This window comes from Clostridium sp. HBUAS56010, from assembly GCF_007115105.1.
Lineage (GTDB): Bacteria > Bacillota > Clostridia > Lachnospirales > Lachnospiraceae > Lacrimispora.
On the sequence record NZ_SULJ01000005.1, the window covers coordinates 82,546 to 104,530 of the forward strand.

At 40.8% G+C, this 21,985-nt stretch carries 19 protein-coding genes; all 19 read right to left on the reverse strand.

The features are described 5' to 3' along the window. Nucleotides 1-55: 55 nt before the first annotated feature. The 19 genes from FAY33_RS09880 to FAY33_RS09965 all read right to left on the reverse strand — a co-directional run bounded on the left by FAY33_RS09880 (nt 56) and on the right by FAY33_RS09965 (nt 21,716). Nucleotides 56-3,004: an AAA domain-containing protein gene (locus FAY33_RS09880; RefSeq protein ID WP_143321068.1), complete on the reverse strand. Its 2,949-nt coding sequence runs from the start codon at nt 3,002-3,004 to the stop codon at nt 56-58. A gap of 81 nt (nt 3,005-3,085) precedes the next feature. Further along, nucleotides 3,086-4,339, reverse strand: coding sequence for an AbiH family protein (locus FAY33_RS09885; protein WP_143321069.1), 1,254 nt, complete (start codon nt 4,337-4,339; stop codon nt 3,086-3,088). Between the two features lie 216 nt (nt 4,340-4,555). After that, on the reverse strand, nt 4,556-5,137 hold the full coding sequence (locus FAY33_RS09890; RefSeq protein WP_143321070.1) for an SEC-C metal-binding domain-containing protein: 582 nt from the start codon (nt 5,135-5,137) through the stop codon (nt 4,556-4,558). A gap of 159 nt (nt 5,138-5,296) precedes the next feature. Further along, complete coding sequence (locus tag FAY33_RS09895) at nt 5,297-6,376, reverse strand: hypothetical protein (RefSeq protein ID WP_243126676.1); 1,080 nt, start codon at nt 6,374-6,376, stop codon at nt 5,297-5,299. A gap of 91 nt (nt 6,377-6,467) precedes the next feature. Beyond that, nucleotides 6,468-8,396, reverse strand: coding sequence for a UvrD-helicase domain-containing protein (locus tag FAY33_RS09900; protein ID WP_143321071.1), 1,929 nt, complete (start codon nt 8,394-8,396; stop codon nt 6,468-6,470). Nucleotides 8,397-8,399: 3 nt separating this feature from the next. After that, entirely contained in the window at nt 8,400-10,409 is a 2,010-nt protein-coding gene (locus FAY33_RS09905) for an AAA family ATPase (protein WP_143321072.1), read from the reverse strand. After that, complete coding sequence (locus tag FAY33_RS09910; RefSeq protein ID WP_143321073.1) at nt 10,387-11,529, reverse strand: ATP-binding protein; 1,143 nt, start codon at nt 11,527-11,529, stop codon at nt 10,387-10,389. The genes FAY33_RS09905 and FAY33_RS09910 overlap by 23 nt, the downstream gene beginning before the upstream one ends. Nucleotides 11,530-11,540: 11 nt before the next feature. Next, on the reverse strand, nt 11,541-12,437 hold the full coding sequence (locus tag FAY33_RS09915) for a hypothetical protein (RefSeq protein ID WP_143321074.1): 897 nt from the start codon (nt 12,435-12,437) through the stop codon (nt 11,541-11,543). An 86-nt stretch (nt 12,438-12,523) separates the two neighbouring features. Then, entirely contained in the window at nt 12,524-12,982 is a 459-nt protein-coding gene (locus FAY33_RS09920; protein ID WP_143321075.1) for a helix-turn-helix transcriptional regulator, read from the reverse strand. Nucleotides 12,983-13,148: 166 nt separating this feature from the next. Further along, complete coding sequence (locus FAY33_RS09925; RefSeq protein WP_143321076.1) at nt 13,149-14,792, reverse strand: recombinase family protein; 1,644 nt, start codon at nt 14,790-14,792, stop codon at nt 13,149-13,151. Nucleotides 14,793-14,812: 20 nt separating this feature from the next. Then, on the reverse strand, nt 14,813-15,718 hold the full coding sequence (locus tag FAY33_RS09930) for a recombinase family protein (RefSeq protein WP_143321077.1): 906 nt from the start codon (nt 15,716-15,718) through the stop codon (nt 14,813-14,815). A gap of 4 nt (nt 15,719-15,722) precedes the next feature. Continuing rightward, nucleotides 15,723-17,330 (reverse strand): recombinase family protein, encoded by a 1,608-nt coding sequence (locus tag FAY33_RS09935; RefSeq protein WP_143321078.1) that lies wholly within the window; start codon nt 17,328-17,330, stop codon nt 15,723-15,725. A gap of 78 nt (nt 17,331-17,408) precedes the next feature. Continuing rightward, nucleotides 17,409-17,570 carry an SHOCT domain-containing protein gene (locus FAY33_RS19415; protein ID WP_185967570.1) on the reverse strand — a complete coding sequence of 54 codons (162 nt, stop codon included), beginning with the start codon at nt 17,568-17,570 and terminating at the stop codon, nt 17,409-17,411. A gap of 145 nt (nt 17,571-17,715) precedes the next feature. Next, entirely contained in the window at nt 17,716-17,988 is a 273-nt protein-coding gene (locus FAY33_RS09940; protein ID WP_143321079.1) for a resolvase, read from the reverse strand. Between the two features lie 189 nt (nt 17,989-18,177). Then, nucleotides 18,178-18,831, reverse strand: coding sequence for a DUF4314 domain-containing protein (locus FAY33_RS09945; protein ID WP_243126678.1), 654 nt, complete (start codon nt 18,829-18,831; stop codon nt 18,178-18,180). Nucleotides 18,832-18,901: 70 nt separating this feature from the next. Continuing rightward, nucleotides 18,902-19,708: an LPD28 domain-containing protein gene (locus FAY33_RS09950; protein ID WP_143321080.1), complete on the reverse strand. Its 807-nt coding sequence runs from the start codon at nt 19,706-19,708 to the stop codon at nt 18,902-18,904. A gap of 34 nt (nt 19,709-19,742) precedes the next feature. Further along, entirely contained in the window at nt 19,743-20,105 is a 363-nt protein-coding gene (locus tag FAY33_RS09955; protein ID WP_143321081.1) for a resolvase, read from the reverse strand. A gap of 35 nt (nt 20,106-20,140) precedes the next feature. Further along, entirely contained in the window at nt 20,141-21,313 is a 1,173-nt protein-coding gene (locus FAY33_RS09960; protein WP_185967571.1) for an antirestriction protein ArdA, read from the reverse strand. 31 nt (nt 21,314-21,344) lie between these two features. Continuing rightward, nucleotides 21,345-21,716 (reverse strand): recombinase family protein, encoded by a 372-nt coding sequence (locus FAY33_RS09965; RefSeq protein ID WP_143321083.1) that lies wholly within the window; start codon nt 21,714-21,716, stop codon nt 21,345-21,347. Nucleotides 21,717-21,985: the final 269 nt, after the last annotated feature.

Consider the following 21,985-nt stretch of genomic DNA (forward strand, 5'->3'; position numbering starts at 1 on the left):
ATACTCCGAGTTTCTAGACAATTAAATACAGTTTCATTATAAAGGGTAATGCCTTTTATAATTGAAATCCTGCAATGAAATTTTTAAGCAACCCACTAGCACAGTTTTTTGTGTCTTTAAAGCAGCTAATATCTCCGAACACAAAAAAATTGTCCTTAGCGCGAGATACGGCAACATTCATCAAGCTCTTGTTTGCATCAATGAAAAAACAACCATCTTGCTTTCCATACACTGTAGACAATATTATAATTTTTCTTTCTGCCCCTTGAAAAGTATGAACCGTTCCAACGCTTATTTTTGCATAATTAGCAGGCATCTGCTTTTTCAATTCTGCTTTTATAAATTGAACCTGAGCTTTAAATGGTGTTATAATCCCAATTAAATTTTCTTTGGACTCGCTTGGGTAAGCATTCACAATGTACTTAAAATTATTTTTCAGCCACTCGACAATCTGTTCCGCTTCTAAACGGTTTGCTCTGCTACTGCCCTTTCTACTGGAATGCTCAGTATCAATTTGCTTGAAGCCCATTTGCGGCCAGTGCTTTATGGCAAGCTTATCGTCATCCTTACCTTTTCCTCTCATCGGCTGGAGATTTTCTTTATACACTAACTGGTTGCAGTAGTCAATAATTTCATTATAGCAGCGACGGTGCTCGCTGAGGAACAGGCCTCTTTCTTCAAATTTTTCATATTTGCAGCACTTGGCAGCGACCTTCATTACGCAGGAGCAAGAACTGTTTAATCCTGTCTGCTCCAGTAATTTAAATTCATCTGTGGACTGTATTGCCCCATTGGAGACTGCCAGTGCTTTGTCAAGCGCTCTGTTCACACTCCATACCGGCTCTATCTGATAAACATCACCAACGACTACGGATTTCTTGGCAAGGGAAAACGCCCCTGCGGCAATCTCCGGCGATACCTGCCCAGCTTCGTCTACAATAAGCAAATCTATATAATTGTAAAGAAAAAAACTTTTTTGTTCTCCGAATGCCAGGAACTGCCTCGGTAACATATAGAATGTCATGACTAGGCAAGGTGTTATCATACTGAGCCTATTATAAAACTTATCCAAAACATTTTCAAAGTTTTTGCCCTTCTGCTTTTCCGTCAGCTCGTCCTCTCCGCCGGCCCACCTGCATTCGTAATAATGAACCGCCAGCCAGAACTCCATATACCTGTGTTTCTTATCCACCAGGCCGTTTATGTAGTCAAGGTCAAGGTTATACTTCGCATCGTTCTCTCCATGCAAATTAATGTTGTGTTTCTGTAGCTGCTCCAACTCGCTGTCATACCGGCTTTTTATTTTCTCAGCCACGGATTTTTTCTGCTTAAGGGCAGAAATTGCTGTATAGCACTGGGCATACAACTGACTGTATTTTTCCTTAATTTCATCGAAGGTCATATATTCATTGAGAAAACCCTGTTCTTTGTCATTTATAAACAGTCTGAAATCGGTTTGTATTTTCCTTGCAAAGATTTTCATAAATTTCAGCCATTTTACACAAAAGGGAATCTTCTTATAACAGTTTTCCCAGTCAAGGACTCTTTGGTGGATTTCGGAAATTGCTGTTTGCTTTTGTTCAATTTCCATAAGCAATTTCTCAAGGAATATGTCAATGGTTTCACCGTTCAAATCACATTGGGAGGCTTCTTGAGCAAGTGATAGCAATTCTGTCTTACTCTTTTCAATGAATAACAGTTCTTCATGCAGTTTCTCCTGGCAGGCAGTGATGTTTTTGTACTTGCTCTCAAAATATTCATTGCAGCATGCGATCAGCTTGGACTTGGACTTTTCTATATTATCTTTATCTTCAATATCAAAGACAAAAAATTCTCCTTTTTGATTGGTGTACTGATAACCTTTACTTTTTGCTTCTTTTACCTTTGAGGAAGACGGAAAATAGCTGGCAAAGCTGTGCACTCCCTCAATCCATCTCTCTTCCAAATTAGAGATACCCATCTTTTTGATATTTCCGAAAGAGGCAATGATATTTGTAACCGCCTGATTGTTCGTTGAAGAAACTACAATCAGCGGAGCCTTTTCCTTTTTCACGGCCCTTTTAACATACATATCTGCAACGATGGTCTGCAACAAGGTAGTTTTCCCGGTACCGGGAGGGCCATTGACCGCCAGAATTTCGCCGCAATCTATAGTATCAAAATGATTTATGGCTTCCCTTTGGGAAGGGGATAGCGGGTATTCACCATTCATCTGACCACAGTGTGCCTGCATTTGCGCTAACCCATTTTCTATAAGTGGCCTTGCATTTGCTACCTGCGTAGATAAGAAATTATCGTAAAGCGCTTTGGGCTGGTCATCTTCCTGTAAGTGGTTGTACAAATTCATAATATGAAAAGTGGAATATACAGTCTTGTCTAGGAAAAGGTACACATTGCTCTCCAGCTCAAAACAGGGTTCCCTTTCATCCATATTACGGATTGTGGTTTGTTCAAAGGGAGATTCTGCAACGGCCTCATATAAGCCTTTAAAGAATACAGCGTAGTCAGACCATGACTTGATCTTTTCAATCCGGTCTACGTGGTTGCTCATAAAACCATCAACTGCATCGGCATCCCCTATGGCTAATTTTGGCTCAACCATCGGCATTAAGTATTCTCTAGGAAACCACGGAAGCTTTTTCTCACCCTCGTCCAACAGCAGCTGGCCTTGCTCATTGAGAATTGCCGGGATATAGTATATTCCGGTCAGCTCGTCAATTTCATCCTGTACCTTTTCGTTAGCTTCAAAAATTGTTTTTATAGTTTTCGCACAGATAATGACATTAACCAGGGGCTTTTTCTTTGCTTCATTCTCATCATCCAAGGTGTTTTTCTTTGCTTCTACAAAAATTCTTTTGCATGCTGCCAAGTTGATTTTTCCCTGAATCACTTCATTAAGTGAGAGTATGGAAAAGTAGTCAGCCTTAAAATCAATGCCAATATTAGCTTGAGCTGCTACTGCACTTCTAAAGTATTTTGTTATTTCTTTAGATTTATCGTTCATCTTTATCCCTCTTTGCGTTGTCGTTTTCTCCAGAGAAAATGAATATTATATGAGTTACTCACTTAATATTACATATCTATATTAAAGTCGATGTATCTTAAAAGGTGCCAAACATTCATCAATTGTTGAATACAATGTAACCCTTTCACATCCAAGTTCTTTCATTAGTGTTTCAGCCCACTGTTTATCCTTATCACTATAGAAAGATATATGCCAAGCCGCATCATTTTTACTGTGGACGACCTTTGTTTCGCTTTGATCAACATCTTTCTCGTTCATTTTCTCAAGTAGTTTAATAAACATTCTTTGAAATTCTTGATTCCTTAATGACTGCTCCTGCGAATATTTTCTAACAACAGATTCCTTCTGCTCTGACTGAATATTTTGATCAGCTGAATTATATCCAATATGACTGATAGCATATTGTAAGCGGTTATGTAGCTCGTTAATTGATTGAGTATCTACCTTACTATTTTCATTGGGTTGCATTAACTTATGGAACCTGGTTGAATCTGCAAGAAATGCGAAATATTCTATATCCGGTAGTCCCATTGAATGACCTAAAACATACACATTCTTTATTTCTTCTGCCATAACCCCATGCATAGCTAAAAACATACAAAGGAATTGAATGTTATCCTGTACATGCTTATCAGTCTCATATAGGATTTTTTCTACAAAATATAAACCTCGAAACCTTCCACCTAGTTGATATAAAGCTTCCTCTGGTAATTGAGGATGTGTAGAATGCCCATATATAATTGAATCTCTATCTGCAGCCTCACCATGAATATGGCATTCGTTTCCCATCTTCACTTTGAAACGCCTCAGTAGGGTATCGGTATAATTGAAATTTATGAACAGACAATTGTCACCAAATTGGTAATCCGTATCTCTATTATCAACCTTAATCGTGGCAATCCAGTTGCAAAAAGCTTCTTTCAAAATACGATCAGCATTTCGTATACTTTTGTCCATTTCACGAAGAGATTTTCGCTCTTTACCAAAGAAAAGATTCAACCTTTCTGCATCAAGTTTATCCAAAGAAGTCTCAAATGTACTCCAAAACTCGTCATCAAGCTGCTTGGGTTTAAATGGGTTGCCGTATATCAGTTCTACATCACTAATAGATATTTTTTGCCCGTTTTCATCAGCTAAAACTCTTTTTTTAATCCTCAGCCTATTCATTATCTCATCACAATGTGAAAGATAATATTTCTGAAATTGATCGTATCCTGTATCTAGTCCCTGCCAGATATCAAAACCATTCCCTATAATGATCAGTGTATCTTTAGGCACGAATGATGCTTCTTTTTTAGTTTTATTTCTAAACAAGTTATCATCCCCCTAACGTCCTTCTGCAGAGACAAAATCCACATAAATGAACTCATCTGTACCGAAATTCTCAATAAACGTTGCAACTTGGTTAAATATAATTTTTTCATCTCTAAGTGTCAACTCATCAACTTAATGATTAACTCCAATTCAGCTATTACCTTTTTCATAACAATCGTATTCGTACAGCCATCCCACATATCAATAATTACTACTCTATGCCATATACTGACCACAGCATCTTTTATACTTAATTCCAGACTGGCACGGACATGGATCATTACGGCCAACCTTCTGATTTAATAGCTTCTCTATTTCATATATTCTTTTAAGCATCGCGGTTGTTAATGTATATGTATTACCGTTGGCTTCTGCTGCTATTTGATCACGTTCATTAAAAAGAGAAATAAATTCTGCCACTAACGGGGATGAAGTCAATTCTTTCCGGATACTAGGTATTATATTACCCCCATATACCATTTGGGGTTCAATTAAAAACAAAATCGATTTTTCTTCATTGATGTGAGGAGTAATATCTTTTAAATCACCGTTTGGAGACTTCCACACAGCATGTGCTTCTGCTTCGATTAAAACATTCGCTCTTTGCCAAATGCACCTACCGAACACACTTTGACCACCATACTCTTTAACATATTCAGCGACGTTTTGAAAGCACTCATTAAAACGACTTTTGGAACTTGCTTTTACTGGAACATATATAGGTTGATATTCAGATATAGATTGACACAGCTCCATAATCTGCTCTGTAATAATTTGTGGAGTAGCTATTTTACCCATTCGATAATCTCCTATCAATATTTTAACCGACGAAATGTTTTTAATAATAGTCACTGTAATAAGAATTCATTTCCGATTCATAATCCGCTATAGCATCTAACATTGAATCACATCCCTCAAGAAAATTTAACAATGCCCGCATAAATTCATATATATTCTTCAAGTCAAACAGTCTATTATTAATTCTATATTCCAAGCTATAGGATGTTGGGTACTGAAGTTATCTCCATTTTTATCAATTCTATTAATTACATCCAGCTGCTTTTCTACAATATTGATTAAATCCGTATCTTGTCCCTGTTCACTAGCATAATATAAAATAACCGGTTTTACATTCTTCCAGAGATCTTTTTTTATTAGGTGACTCTTTCTTTTTGAAAAAAAAGCATGCTTTGATACACCTTTTTCAACCCTGCTGTAAAAAAGTCTCTTCAAACACAGTTCTAATGCATTTCTTAACGTAAACATTAATGGATATAGTTTCTCTTCATTATGTAGCTCTTTATTTTTAAAAATGAAATCTGCAACCGCTATATAACCTGTTATCTTCACATGAAATCCTTCATCGGTCAAACTCTGCCACAAATAGCAATTACCGATTCCATGTGATGCCATAATAAAGAACTCTGGCTTAAGATTATTATCAAAACTATCATCTGGACTTACTATGCCACATTCTATACACTTTTTAATGAGAGCAGATGCCTGGAGTAAATTATTTGCTACATCTACATTATCAATAAACTTTTTCCTGTATTTAGAAAGAAAATCGTCCTCAAATGGAAAACGAAACATATCTGATTGTGCATCTACTAATTCTAGAGAAATGAAGTATTCTTCCAACCATTGCTTTTCCTCTTGTGTTAAATAATTCTCTTTATCATAAGAATAATACTCCGCCCAAAGTGCAGATAAATTATGGCAACATTTTTCAAAAACAGATTGTATTTCAGATTTCTTTGTACAAATTCTGCATAATAGCGCCTTAAGTCCCAACTCCATGCTTTGCCTGATCATAAAAATTCCAGTTAGAAACCACATATCCGACTTAACATTATCGTGACCGCTCTCAATAACATTATTAAAAACCTGAAAACCGCAATTATAGAATTGATACGATAGATTTTTATAATCCATAAATGGTTTCTTACTCCATTTTACTTCAACCCGGTACTCAGCATTATCTACTTTTTCAAAATCCATATTTTCTGAAGGCCATAACCACTTCTCTGAATCCATATTTTCACCTCACCAACACCTGATGCAACATTATTTTCATCTTCATCTGAATTGTTCTAATAAAACCCTCAAGAGCTTTATTTTTATAGTGTTAGTCTACAACTTTTATCGTCCAACCTGTATCTTGCAATGATTTTTGTGCCTTATCATCAACAAACTCTATTGGCATTGCAAGGCATAATAATGCTTTCGCACGTGTCATAGCTACATACTGGCACTTTAAGCGACTATGATTAGACCCCACAGATTTAGGTGGTTTATTGCACAGATATTTAAGTATAGCTTTCATGTTGTGCGCTTTTGAATAGGTTTCTAATACCAAAGTAGCCAAATGTGTTCTTCCTTTTACTGAATGAATACTGCCAAACTCCAAATCAACGCAACGTTCACTTATTTTATCCTCAAAAACATAATGATTTGGCATCACTTGTGGTATTGCTTCTTGGGTATTACAACTGAAATAGTTTTCATTTGTCCATGCTATAAATTCCTTAACTTTTTCATTTATTGTCAAATCAAGTCCTTTTAAAATATCTTTCAAAATGCTAACTACGCTTTGCCACTCTTCCTCTTTCGAAATATCAGCAGAAGACAATACATAAAAATCCTTTCGTATCTCCAACTGTTTTTCTTCAGGAAATTGTTTGATAATTGATAAAAAAGGATTATTGGTTGCGGCAATTAAATTTTGACCTTTTGCCTTGTTGATAAGTCTCCGGATACCTTTTGCAATCCATTCTATTTGGGCGCATAATTCATTATTTTTTTCAAATTCAAAGCGTCCCATTCTAAAATATTCTATAAGGCTATTAGGATTTATACTTTTGCTTGTTCTTCTAGCTTCATAATTCGACCAATAGTCATATATGCCTTTGGGAAATTGTTTTTCTGTAGTTTCGTCTTTCTTCACATGAACCATTCCAATAACATGGCATCCACGTTTCTTATTTTTCAACAATTCTTCATCAGAAAAAGTATCTAACAAAAGTTGTGCAAACTCCTCAATGACTTGTCCAACCTTATCTTTTGAAAATAAATAAAGTGTATGGCTACTTTGTTTTCCAGAAAAATCATTTTCTGTACCTTTCATTTGTTCTGCAGAAATAGCTACAGTATTTGCTAAATGTGCTATTCTATTATCAAATCTTTTACTCTCACTCAACAACAGTGGTGATGGGCGTGGGAACGCAGGTTGTTCAACGATCTCATTAACATAATTATAAATTGCTTGGTTGCTATCACCAAATCCCTGTCGAATCGTCATGCCGCTTGCTTCCGGAAATGCCTTATGAATTAGCTCCCATTGAAATGAATTAGTATCTTGTGCTTCGTCAATAAAAAATATCGGAAATCGCTGCTGCAGTCCAACAGGTAGAGAATCACATTCATCAAACGCTTGCTTTGCATATAGCAACATCTCATCAAATGTAAAGTTTCCATCACTTTGAGATTTCTGTATTGCTTCTAAAATTTTCTGACGTGTTTCACCCTGTTTGTCCCAGTCTATGCGTCCGATATTCCCATTGTAGCTACAAATTTGTGAGTCCCTATAGTTCTTCTCTAAATATAATCTTGTGCCACGAGGGAGCATATACCAGCGAGATTTTCTTACAACATCTGAGTCAATCATATTTATGAAAAAGCCTTTTGATCGAATCCAAGGCAATGCAACAAATGTATCAAAAAAGGAATGAAGCGTCCCAATAAAGTGCGGGTACGCCAAAAGCTTTCTTCCAATATCCGTATTTCCTAATCGTTCTTCAATTTCTTCACGAGCAACATTTGTATGTGACAGAACACATATACCTGAATTATTGTATGGCCATTTTCTTGCTAAAATTGCTAATTTTGCAATGAGTGTGGTCGTTTTTCCGCTTCCCGGAAACGCTTGGATATCTATTGATTCTAAGTTTTTAATTATGTTGACTCTATCATCATTAAAGCGAAATCCCATAATGGACTCAACCCAAGTAATATCGTCATCAGTAATTCTGATTTGCTCCAACCTTTCAATTCCCATAATTTATTCCCCTGCAACGTATTCTATTGCATCCACTAGATAATTTGGCAACATAGATTTTAACTCATTTGCATTTCCTGTGAAAGTATCTTCAAGTTCAAATGCAAACTGTTGTGCAAAATCTGCTTTAGATGCGGTCTTCTTAGCAAAATATTTATAGAAATAAGAGGACCTATCCTCTGGCGTAGGTAATGATTTGATTGCTGTCTTAATGTCTTCTGTTTTTTTATCCCAGTTTTGCTTAGCATAGCTTACTTTAACTAATGCCCTAATTAAAGCCTCTTGCATTTTACTATGACTTAAGCCTGCAAAAGCCAAGTCATACTCCAAAGTCCAGTGATCTGCAATGTATGTTACAACCTGTTGTCCATCTGCTTTTTGCTTTATATTCTTAAGGTGAGAGGTTGCTTCTTCCAACGTAAAATCCGCTTCTGCTCTCCAATTCCGGTCTTCCTTTTTCGGCCATGTTGACGGATCTAGCGTATATTTTTCGTCAATGCAAATACCAGGAGCACAGTTCGGCATAACATCTCTATCAGTAACACAGGCAACTTTAATGCCCCAGGTATCATCAATATTGGAACGTTGAAATATTCTTGCATAGCGACGCAGGCCTGTGCTTCTAACATCAACTAATGAAGTTCCGAAGTCCGTAAAGCTACATCCTAATAATTTGGCTATGGTAGGAAGTAACAGAGCTTCTCCAGGCCCCTCTACAATAATTACACTTCGCGCAAAAAACAAGTTGGCTTTTGTAGCATCCAAATACTTTTCCAAATATCTGTAATCATCATCATCCAACATTGTATGACCTTTTGCCAATGGAAGCACTTGCCCTTCTTTTACCATTACAATATTATCTATTTTTACCACAGAAGCTAATAATGGTGAATGTGTTGTAATAATTATCTGGTGTTGTTTGTTTTCTGCTTCATTTTCAAGAGACTGAATTAACTTTAGTTGCCGCTGGGCATGCACATGAGCTTCCGGCTCCTCAATAAGTAAGAACGATGATTTCTTTTCCGTTTCAGCTTCTTTATGTAAAAGTAGTTCACATGCCATGCTCATTATATTACTCGTGCCCAATCCAACTTTACCTTGCATAGCACTTACATTTTTATCGACCGCCAAGTCAAGTTTTTCTAAAAGAGCCAATGTCTTTTGAAGATCATTGCTATTGGAACCTGCCACCTCAAATCTTGTTTTGATGACATCTTTTTTTAGAAGCATTTGCTTACCTAATATTTCTGTCATGTCATCATTTATCGACTTAAGAGAGGGATGAGCTGCCAACAAACTGTTTGATAAGTTTGTAATACCTACCAAGGACAACTCATGTATATCCATTCCGTCTTGAAACTCACTTTTTCCTTGATTTAAACCCGGTATGTTTTGGACAATCTGAGATAAACGTGAATGCCTTCCAGCTTGCATATCACTATAAGCATCACGCAGGGCTCTTAAATATGTAATACGAAGCAGCTCACGAGCTTCCGAGGATGGGGCAGGACCATTACCATCCTTACCTGTAGAAAATGAAGAAACTGGCCTGGGTGGTTTAAACGATAATAAATATTTACATTTCCAGTGCAAATACAAACAAGGCGTATTTGCTGCTGCTTTCTTTTCATATGTTAAGCATTCCAAGAAGTAGGCTTGCTCATCTGGAGTCAAATTAGTGAATTTACAACTAACACTAATTTCTCGAGAGATGTCCTCATTAAAAAAGTCATTTGTTTCTATACGAATCCAGCCGAAATCTGTTGTTCCAAGTACAATTCTGATGGCGTCCATTATAGCCGATTTACCTGAGTCATTTTCTCCTACCAAAACAGTTAAACCTGGATTAAAATTAATGATGTGCTCATCATCATTAAAACACCGAAAATTTTTTATTTGTAATGAAGACAAATACATAGTTGCACCTCCCAGTTTTCTATATCCTGCATATACAAGCCGTAATATAAGCAAATAATTAAGAATCAATCCATCAAAAAGTAGACCTAAAGTCATCTAACATCTTTTTCAAAATAAGTGCATTTGTATAATCCTTTTTAAAAACACTCATCACATATCCCTCTATATTAGGAAAATGCGGAAGCATACCTTCAAAATCATCAGCATTATAGTCAGCATAATTTTCTTTCACAAATTTATCGAATCTTGACTTCTCAATCTCTGTTTCAAAGATAAGTATGCACTCTAAGAAACGTCTCCTTGATGTTTGTTCCTCATCCATGTCATCAGTAATATAAAATTTATGAACAATATACTCTATTGATTCTTTAATGAGATACTTATAACTAATATCCCAATTCATTCTATTTCCATCTAAAGATAGCCCTGCCATTTTAGGAGTAGCCGTGAAATATCGGCCTCCATCTAATGCTGCTCCTCCCAAAGAATCTAATAATGTTTGATGATAATAGAGATTGATATCATACCAGTGAGGACGACTATCATATTGCCCAAACAGATAGAACTCATAACCGTCCCTGTCATCTGCAGCCGAGACCTGTTCTATTACAAATTCCGGTGCGTACTTATAATACCTTCTGGATTCATCAGCCGAGTCAACCCAATCTGATGGACTTTGCAAATATAGAATGACACGTTCAAGTGCTGTCGCATCTATTCCAAAACGCTTCTTCCAAAGAGTTTCAATAATATTAATGTCAGCCGAAGAGTTTTTCGGCATATTGGTATCCATAATGCGGACATATATGTTATTTGCATAAACTCCCTGATATTGTTCCGTCAAATAATACGGAGTATTGCGATCATTATGTATGACTATTACATCAATAGATTTTTCAGATAAGAGAATTGATTGGACTGTAACAGTGGGTCTGATTCCACCGGCGAATTTCTTGTCACGCAAAAAAGATACTAAATCTTGTGTTTTCTTCCGGTTAGAATCATCTACCATTTCTTGTATCTCATAATCTCTTTCTTCATCAACACCGATAATAATCAAGCCATCTTGGCTTGATAAATTATTTGCCATACAAATAATATCATGCAGAAGATCCGCCTTGTTGATATACCACTCCCGTTTAAAATCCCAATGGTCTCCTTCTTGTTTTAAGGAAATCAAAGTGGCAACCTGCTCGGTTAAATCTTGTATATTCATAGACCATCTCCTTAAGTTTGCTTCCTCACTGCTCCGCGTGTCTTAACCTGGAATTCATCATATGTACTGTAATTTTTGATCCCCTGTGATTTCTGTTTCTTTCCCACTATGGTATTATCAATCCTTTTTTGTAGGAACTCACATAGATCTTCAAAACGTTCATTAGGAGTTTCATCCCACTTAAAACCGATTTCTCTCTTTATCGCTTTGTAAAGCAATGCATAATTCATTGGGCTCCTGTCCATGTTTTCAGTGGCCTTCTTGAATTCATGATATCTTTCAATTAAATATTTCACATAATTTTTCATATATGTATTACTGCCAATTGTGTCCTGAATCGGAGCTTTTTTTATATTTTGATTCTTAGAGGTGTTAATTGTAATATTATTTCCTATGACAGAATCCTTGATGTTTGCAGCGTGCACGGTAATGCAGTTATCCGGCCTTCCACTTCCTGGTACAAGCTGAGGATAATGCTGTGCAAATATTTTTCCATCTGATACAATCAATGCAATGATATCTTCCCAAAAAAGAATATCTACTGAAAATAACCCTTTGTCATAATGCTGTAAATTTAGAACATTCACTTTTTCCTGTAGTTGTGCACTTTTCTTCATAGATGTAGCAATAATATAATGTGTCAACGAGGGGGTGAATTCCTTCGCTTTATCAATCTCCTGTTGAATTTGGGTATAAGTTAATCTTTCCACTTTTTTGCATTGAACTCCAATAAAAGAGGCGTTTTTATCCCGCAAATAAACATCCACTCCATGCTGAGTTTGCCCGCCTCTCCCAAATAAAGCAATCATACAATTAGGCCATTTCATCCTTAAATAGCTCTCGACTAATCGCTCAAAGTCCTGCCAATTTTGTGGTTTTGGTATTTCCATATTCTTTAATATTGGCATAAGACACCCCTCCTATATAACAAAACCAGTTGCTCAAGGTTATCTTGGTGTGGATTCTGAATTTATTCACTTCACATGATGTAAAATCAATCATGTATTCTATCCTCCTTTCCACCTAGTCCAAGATATTTTTCACGCAGATAGCCGGCCTGTTCCTCTGTAATTATACCTGACCAAAGGTCAGCATTAATGGCTCCATATAATTCATCCGACAGACAATCAAGATGCAGAACCTGTTCTTTTTCACCTTGCAGGTAATCCTTGATTGCCTTTTGAATGCTACTGGATAATCCGGTTTCCAGATATGTCTTTTTATTTGGCTTACCATCCGGTGCGGTTTCTGTAGATTCAGATTCCAGTTCCAGCAGTCCCTCAATGGAAAGACCAAGAGCCTTAGATAACTTGGAAAGCGTTCCTGCTCCGCATCGGTCGAGATGTGTTTTTCCCGAATATATGTCTGCGAGAGTCGCCCATGGAATCCCGCTGATTTTTGATAAACGATAGCGGGACATATTCATGTCCTGCATAAGCTGTTGTATTGTCATTTTCATCACCTATTTCCATTATATCGGTGTTCCGATATGCTGTCAAGGTACGATAGAATAGTGCTGCCAACAATAAAACCCTCAGCCCACTGTCTGAGGATTTTATTCTTACTAGTACTTATATTTTACCGGCAGGAACCGCTGGTCTTTCGGCTCCTGCCGTCATTTAATCATCACACAGGACATCCTGCCGGATAACGATGCCCGATTGAAATTGAATTTCTATTTTACTCTCACTGATAACCCGGATTGTTTGAAGCAGTCTGCGGACAAGGTCATCGTCAAACTCCCGTTTTAAGTAGTTAATTTTTTTGGTGTAGCTACTCATCTCCTGTAGACGCTGTTCATACGATTTCGCCAGGTGTCGCTCTTGAAGCACCTTTGCTTTTTTCTTTCTAAGCTCCTTGATTTCATCTGCGATGATGCGGTATTGCTTATCAAATGTATCATCTGCACACTCGGCTTTAGCGCTGTCCTCAATGAGTTTCATCATTTCCTGCTGAAGCTGTTCGATTTGCTCATCGTACTCTGTAAGCTCTGCCTGTGCTGAGTAGCTTCCGATGATGCGGATTACATTTTCTCGAAATGCCTGCACAAATTCTCCTTGATCCTCTACCACGTTATTAATTGCGGTCATAATCGCCTCATGGAGGCTGTCTTCTTTCAGGGTGGGGGAATGCTTACATCTCTTAGAACCGTGCTTGAGGCGGTTGTCACAGCGCCACACAGCTTTTTTCACACCATACTTCGACCATACCTGCCTGCGGTAGGGCTGACCGCATTCTGCGCATACCATGATGTCGGACAGCACATATTTGGCGCTGTACTTGCCTTTGATAGAAGGTGCATCTGCTTTTTTTGATGCAGGTCGGTAAATCGCACCCCTGCGTGCCTTTTCCTCTTGTACTCGGTGGTACAACTCCTTTGGGATAATCGCTTCATGGTTATCCTCTATGTAGTACTGCGGTACGATACTTTTATTTATCACTTTTTTCTTCGTCAGAAAATCCACGGTATAGGTTTTCTGCATCAGGGCATCACCCATATATTTTTCGTTGCTAAGCATTTTGTCAATGACTGTTGCCTGCCATACAGTCTTTCCGGTAACTGTGAGGATACCATCGGCTTCCAGTATCCTTTTAATTTTATAACTGCTGTTTCCCTCTAAAAAAAGGCGGAAAATCCTGCGCACCAGATCTGCTTCCTCTGGTATGATGACAAGATTTCCGTCTTTATTCTTTGTGTAGCCTAAAAACTTGCTATGATTGACAATCACCTTACCGCTTTCAAATTTTCGAACGATTCCCCAATGGCAGTTCTCGCTGATATTGCGGCTTTCCTCCTGTGCCTGGCTACTTAAGATGGTAACCAGAAGTTCACCGCTGCCCTCCAGCGTATTGATGCCCTCTTTCTCAAAGAAGACCGCGATGTTCTTTTCCTTTAGCTTTCGAATATTCATCAGTGAATCTACGGTGTTTCGAGCGAATCGGCTGATGGATTTGGTGATGACCATATCGATTTTACCTGCCATGCAGTCCTCAATCATGGCTTGAAAATTACTTCTGTTCTTCGTTGAGGTTGCGCTTTTTCCGTCATCCGCATAAATTCCCGCCAGCTTCCAGCTAGGATTGTTCTCGATTTTTTCTGTGTAGTAATTTACCTGTGCTTCGTAGCTGGTTTCCTGCTGTTCCTGCAGGGTGCTGACGCGGCAGTAAGCCGCAACCCGCAGGGATTTCATTTGTGGACGAATTGTTCTGTCGTATCCTCGTGTTGCAGGGATAATTGAGATGTTCTTCTTTACTGCTTGCATCTGTGTTTTCCTCCTAATCGCTAATTTTCTTCGATGTTCTTATCGAAAAGCAGACCGTTAAGCAGTTCAAACTGGAGCCTTCCATCCGGGTTTACTGTGATTTTCCGGATTACCTGCTGAAAAAGTCTTTCATCAAAATCCATCTGCTTTTCTTTGCCTAAAAAAGCGGCCTTTATCTGATCCTTCCGATAAGTGCTGTCATCAATAACCGATACCCGATATTGTGCGGCAGCTCGTGTATAAGCAAGCTCTTTTATTTCGTTTACCTTATACTGACCGGCATTGAGAGTCTCCTTTATTTGTCGGGTCAGCGTTTCTCCGACAGGGCAGGGAGCAGGTGTTTTTATCGGGCGCCTTTGTTCCAGCATAGCTGGTGTCGCTATGATTTGGTTGATGACATTCATAAAAGCATTTTCGATTTGTTCATCGATCAGAAAGATGTTTTGGCAGGATACCCGATTGGACTTGATATAATGCTTGCACTTCCATTTCACATTCTCACTGGGTTGATTGCAGTGTTCCACATATCTCCGGTAAGGTTGTCCACAGATACCGCAGTACAGCTTTCCGCTGAATTGTGTTTGATTCCGGAAGCTGTTTGGTTGTACGTGTCTGCCAAGGCTTTTTACTGTTTCCTGTCTGCGGTTTTGTACCTGCTTGAAAATTTCGCTTTCAATCAGCGGGGGATAAAACTCATCTCCAGTGTATTTTTTATTTTCCAATATTTTTCCTACCGAACCGTGGTTCCAAGAGGGCTTGTGACTGGCATTTAAAACTCCTTGTTTCGTTAAGTCTTTTGCAATCTGATAGGTAGAGGTTCCGCCCAAATATGCCTGAAAAACAGCTTTTACTATTTGAGCGGCTTCCGGTACGATATCAGCCTTACCATCTACGATCCGGTATCCAAGAGGCGTATGTCGTTGCATCTGCTTACAGTTCCTTTCCGTAGGTTTCTTCCAGCTCCAACCCGTTCTTCAGTTTGAAGACCAACCGCCCTCCGGGGTAAGCTGTCACCGTTTCAATTATCATTCGGAAGAGCTCCTCGTCATAATCGTCTAGTATAGAGGGTCGGTTCCTGAATACCGCCATCAGATACTCTGTCTGGCTGATTTGCTCATCAAATAATTTTTGCTCCTTGAGAATCTGCTGTCGGCGGTATGCCTTTTCCAGCTCCATGTCTATAAGACCTCGTTTCTCTATAAAAACAACAGAGCCAATGTCGCCGCCCGTAAGGACTTTTTGCAACATATGACTCTGCTGTTTTAATTCCCGTATTTTATTCTCCAGCTCCAGCAATTCCTGTACCTGCTCTGGATCGTCTGGCACCGCTTTTAATATCGCCAGAAGGGGACAAAGGATATCTTCATAGTTACTGGCCAGCTTGTTCCACAGGGTTATGAAGGTTTGCTGGATGCAATCTTCCCGAATTGATTTCTGACTGCATTTCGAAATATCCTCAATATGCTGATGACAGCACCATTGTACTTTTTCGTAAGGCTTTCCGATGTATATCTTCTGCCTCCTAAATATGGAGCCGCATTCCCCGCAGATAATCCGACTGCTGAATGCATATCGATTCTGGTAGACCTCGACATTCTCCACACATTGCTTCTGTCTGCGGTATGCGTATAGCTCTCGAACCGCCTGTTCTTCTTCTCTGCTGATAATGGGTTCGTGGTTATCCGTAATCATAACCTGCGGCATCTCACCGCGATTATGCTTCTTGGTAAAGGGTACCCCCTCAGTCGTGTAGGTTTTTTGGAAGAGCAGGTCACCTGCATACACTGGGTTCTGCAATATCTCCTTGACCACACCGTCCTGCCAGCCCTTCGATCCCCGTATGGTAGGAATACCCGCCTTCCGCAGTTCCCTTGCTATGGCGTAGGAGCCTTTTCCACCAAGGTACTGATCAAAAATTCCACGGACAATTTTCGCTTCTTCCGGCTGGATGATTAGCTCTCCATGCTCATCATTTATGTACCCATAAGCAGGGGAGCCGATGATAAAGGTTCCATTCTGAAAACGATATTGAACGGACCATCTGGAATTGGTCGAGATACTCTCGGCTTCACCCTGTGCTATAGAGCTTAGGATTGTCAGCAGCTGTTCGCTTTTCTCAGACAGGGTGCTGATCCTCTCCTTTTCGAAGTAGATCTCGATACCTAAACGCTTCAGCTCCCGAATCGCCTTGATGCTGTCTACAGTATTTCTGGCGAAGCGGGTGACGGACTTCGTAAGGATCAGATCGATTTTGCCTAATCTGCAGTCCTGCATCATCTGTCGGAATTGATCCCGTCCACTGGTTTTCGTACCGCTTCGCGCCTGATCCGCATAAATACCGACACATACCCAGCCGTCCTTTTCCTTAATGAGACGCTCATAATATTCCACCTGAGACTCAAAGGAACTGATTTGCTCTGCCGATCCGGTACTCACTCGGCAATAGGCGCATACTCGCTTCAAAAGTGGCTTTTCCATGTTTGAAATGGTGCTAACAGGCTCAATTTTTATTACCTTTTTTACTGTCTTCTTTTCCATATGCCTCTCCTTTCCCAGAAGCTTCTTCTCCTGTTAGCAACACACAATACCACACCTTTTCTCAGATAGCTAGTGTTTTTACGCATATACCTGTGCAAGCTCCGGAGAAAATGTTTCCCGGTTCAGCGCATCAATTTTTTTGTATTCCTCCGGCAGTAAAAAGCCGCTGTTCACCATGATTTCCAGTAGCTTTACCGATAACTTATATTGCATTTCTCTGGTTTCCTTGTTCTTTTCCATTGAATGTTCCTCCTATTCCTGCATGAAAAAAATGCGGCTACAGCATCCGCAGCTCCGCAGCGGTTACTCTCTGATCCTCTTCATATAAAAGCTGGTTGAATTCTTTCTCGCTGGCTATCAGCATATAGACAGGCTTTTTTTCTCCCTACTGCAGCATATTCAGTTCGTTTTGTACCATCTGCCGGAGCTCCTGATTCGGGCATTGGCTGATAGATTCACTATGAGTGCTTAAAATAAGGCGGTCAGACTGACTGGTAAAAACCAGTCGATCCGTGTTTTCCTGATGCGTCATGATAAAGCTCGCGATATTTTCAGACGTGTTCTCGAAGTAATAGGTCTTGTTTACTCCATCGCAGCCGCAGACACAGCCTACGATCAGCTCCTTCTCCAGCAATTCGTCTAAAGAATTCTTCCTCATATTATACCTCCTTTGCTTTTTCAGCTTGATTGATGTTTTATCTTACAAGGATGCAGCAGAAAAAAAGAGAATCTGATTCTGCCGCATAGTTTCTAAGATAAACCGTTTTCCTCTTGGGTGATTATAATCAGACTGCCCTCGCCGGGCAGGACTGCATATCATTGCGGCAGCATTCTGCTTTTTCTGTTGTTATCCAAGCGTCATTCCTCCCATCTGCTGTTCTTGATCTGCCAGCTCGTCCTGCGTCTGGATACTCCAGCTTTTTTCACTGCTCCAGAGGCTGACACAAATCTCACCATCAGGAATCTTAATGAAGCGCTGTTCAAAGCCTTCCCCAAAACCATCCGATGCCTGCCCACTGACAGTGTCCTTTAGCATCCCAAGCTCGTTATCAGTCAGATCCCCTTGAATACGGCATTCTGCCACACCCATGAGACTGCCGTTTACCTTCTCCACAGTAAACACATAGGACTGCACCTTCTGGTTCAGACTGTCATTTTCCCCATAGTACTGCATAAGCCCTCGCTCCGATTCGTCTGGCATCCGCTCACGAAGAACAGCAGAAAAGATGCTATCCTCGTACTCCAGAACCTCACGGCCTCCAAGCTCTATGGGATCGTCGTCCAAGCTTCCGTATTCATTGCGTTTATAAAGCTTAACTGCCAACGGCATGTATAGTTTGAGTAAGTGTATGGGCTGTGAAATAACCGTGAAGCTGTCCTCACCAGGAATTAGAGCCAGGGTACGGCCGTTGTCCCATTTCATGTGTATACTGCCGGCATCATCTACAAGCTCAACCATACCCTCAGTTCCCGGAGGAACCGGCGCAAAGGGATCGTTCATACTTTCTAGCCGGATTCGTGTTCCGGCGGATATTTCTCCCTCATAAATTTTATAAGGGACGGATTATTGTTCATAGCTTTATTCCTCCCATCTCCATGCCCTGATCGGGCGTTTCCTTTTCGGTCATATTCATTTGCTGTACCCGCAGATCAAAAACAGTTAAGTACGCCTGATAATCTCCGGGCGCCGGATTGCACCTAAGACAGTAGCGGTAATGCTCTGTTTCCACCACATATCCATAATTTTTCTGCAATCCGCCTGCAATCTTGCCGCCATGAGCCGCACAATATTGTGACATTGCGCCAAGACTTTCCAGAGGTCCCTTTTCCCGAAGCTCATCCACCACTGCCTTTAGCTCCATTTCAAAGGCGGAGCCGTGATATTTCTCATAGTCACGGGGCCACCATGTATGCCAAAACTCATGTCCGTTGCCCCCAAAATCAATACGCAGATGACCAACGGTTCCCAGCATCGTATCCTGTTCCTTGGGAAGTGTATAAAAAAGCCCCGCTTGCTCCAGCATGGCAGGACGCAGGGTGAATTTACAGGTATCTGGTGTGAGGGAAATTCCATGCTCTTTACAGAAGCCCTCCAGTGTCAGGCATTCTCCGAGAAAATTCAGCTTTCCGTTCAGCCTGCGCCGTCCCTTGGCAGGGATAGTGAGCGGCTCAGGTATCAGAACCGTACCGGCATGATTTACGACAACATGGGCCTCCACTGCAATCGGCTTTTCAGGATCATAATCAGATCCCCGAAGATCGTAACAGTGAAAGCCTTCCGGCACCGTTTCCCGGTCAATCCGGGAGTTCGTATAAAGTGCCGGCTTTCCGAACAATTCTACGTGTTCATATTCTTCCTTTTTGGCATTTACGCCCATTGCTTCACCTCCAAGCATCTAATTAAAAAAGGATTTACAGCTCCAGCTTCATCTCGTCACACATCTCGTAGTATTCCTCTACCTCCGCGTCTGTGGCGACGGAAATTTCCTGCGGCTCCGCTTCTCCCATCTGCTGGGGAATCAAGTGGGGGAGGATCTTCTGCAAAAGCTTCTGATCCGGGCATTGATCAATAAACTCTCCGATGGTATTCAGAATTTTATTGTCTGCCACATCTGTGAGAATGATCTCCCTTGCATCCCTGTGCTGCATGATAAAGCTTGCGATATTCTCCGGAGAATGTGCAAACCAGTATTCGCTTCGATACCCGTCATAGGGATACACATACCCCCGGACAAGATTTCCCTCCATCATATTTCCAAATTCTTCGTGTGTCATTTACCGCTCCTTTCCGGCTTTTGCCTTGCTCCATATTACAATCCACTCATCTGCAGCTCCATGCGTTCGGATTCACTGCCTGCCATCACTTCCTCCACAGAAAGAAAGCCATGGTAGCTGATATAGCCGCTTGCGATGAACTGACCATGCTGTTCTGCGATACGCTGTGTGCCATATTTATTAAAATCATAGAATTCATCCAGATTGCTGTCATACTCAAACCGCCCGGACTCCATGATCATGTACTTTCCGTAATCCTCCGGAGTAGAAATACCGGGAATAAAGTCAAACAGGTCAATCTGCTTCAGAAGCTTCTCCGCCTGTAGGATATTAGCGGGCTGAGATAATACCAGCACTGCCTCCCATTTCTGTCGGCCTTCCTGATCCTGCTTTTGAAAGATTTTGCACAGTCTATTCACTTCATAGATATTTTCTTCTGCCCCAAACAGATCGACCAGTCTTTCCGGAAGCTCCGCAATGACATATTCCAATAACAGATTTTCTTCGGGAATGCCTGACCGAAGCAAAGCCCTCTCAATCTGACAGTCCTCTGCTGGCAGATACAGCCATGTAATATCCGCATGATCCGGTGAATGACTGCGATCCTTGAGTGCCACGGCCAGCAGCATATCACCGCTGTACTGATAATAGGGAAAATACAGACCGTAATAGCACTGCTCCAGCTTCATATTATTTTCATAAACCACACCGTAGGGGGTGATGCTGCCTTCCTCATTCGCCAGAAGAGAAAGGGCCAGCTTGTGAAAATCTACCGTTTGGACCTCATCCTCCGTGATTCCGCCGTGAAGATCCATGTAATACATTCGCCCTACGGCCGCCAGGTCGGTGAAGTCCTGTACCACCGTTGCCTCCTGACAGCAAAAAGTCAGATTGATGAGATCGGTCATGTCCGATAGCTCCTGGCTGACCGCCAGTCCCTGAAACTGAGCCAGCTCGCGCCGATCAAAGCTTTCCAGCCTTTTAGCAAGATAGTCCAGCTCCTCCACGTTGATTTCGCTGTCAATCAATTTCTTAAGAAGGGGAAAGCTGCCGTCAAGCTCCATTACCAAGCAGTCACGGACAGCAACACCTCCGATGCCAGCAGACTGGAGCCTTTCATAAACGCCGGCATAGTCCCCAATGGGGAAGCAGACGGGCACAGGCGGCAGCTCCGGCCGCTTACGGTTGGTTAACATGGTTTGTATCATGAAATTCCTCCCTTCTGCCATTCTACCTAAGCTACGGTTCTTGTTGCTTTTGATCATCCTGTGAGGGTCGCAGCTCTCCCTCTAGTGTGGAATAAAGGGTAATTCCCATGGAATGAAGCTCCCGTAAAAAATCCAATGTCAGCTTCATGCTCCGCCCAATTCGGGACAGACCTTTTATCATCACCGTATCCACACGTTCTTCGGAAGCGGCACTAAGCAGTGCGGTGAGTCCAGGTCGTTCCATTTCCAGCCCACTGCCTAAATCTTCGGAGGCTCCTGCAACCTCATAACCTAAATGTTCGGCATAATCCCACAGCTCCTTTTGCTGCGCCTTTAACGCACCATGGATATCCTCCGGCGCATCAATGCGGCAATAGAGCCATGCTCTTTTTTTCTGCTCCATCCTTGAAACCTCCTGTTCTGAATTTGTGTGAGTTTTATTTCACAGGAATGCGGCGGAACATAAATGTCCCGCCGCATAGTCTCTAAAATAAAATGTTTACTTGTTCTTCATTTTGTTTTGATGCTTCTATTCGACACGACTTCCCGAAGCTAGGGCGGCAACAGCAACGGCCTGTGGGTCACAAGCCTCATAGGAATTTCACCTCTCCCAGGATCTCTGCGAGCCGCCCCCATTGCGATGTCTGTGGCTGGGCGGAAGTAGCGTTAGCA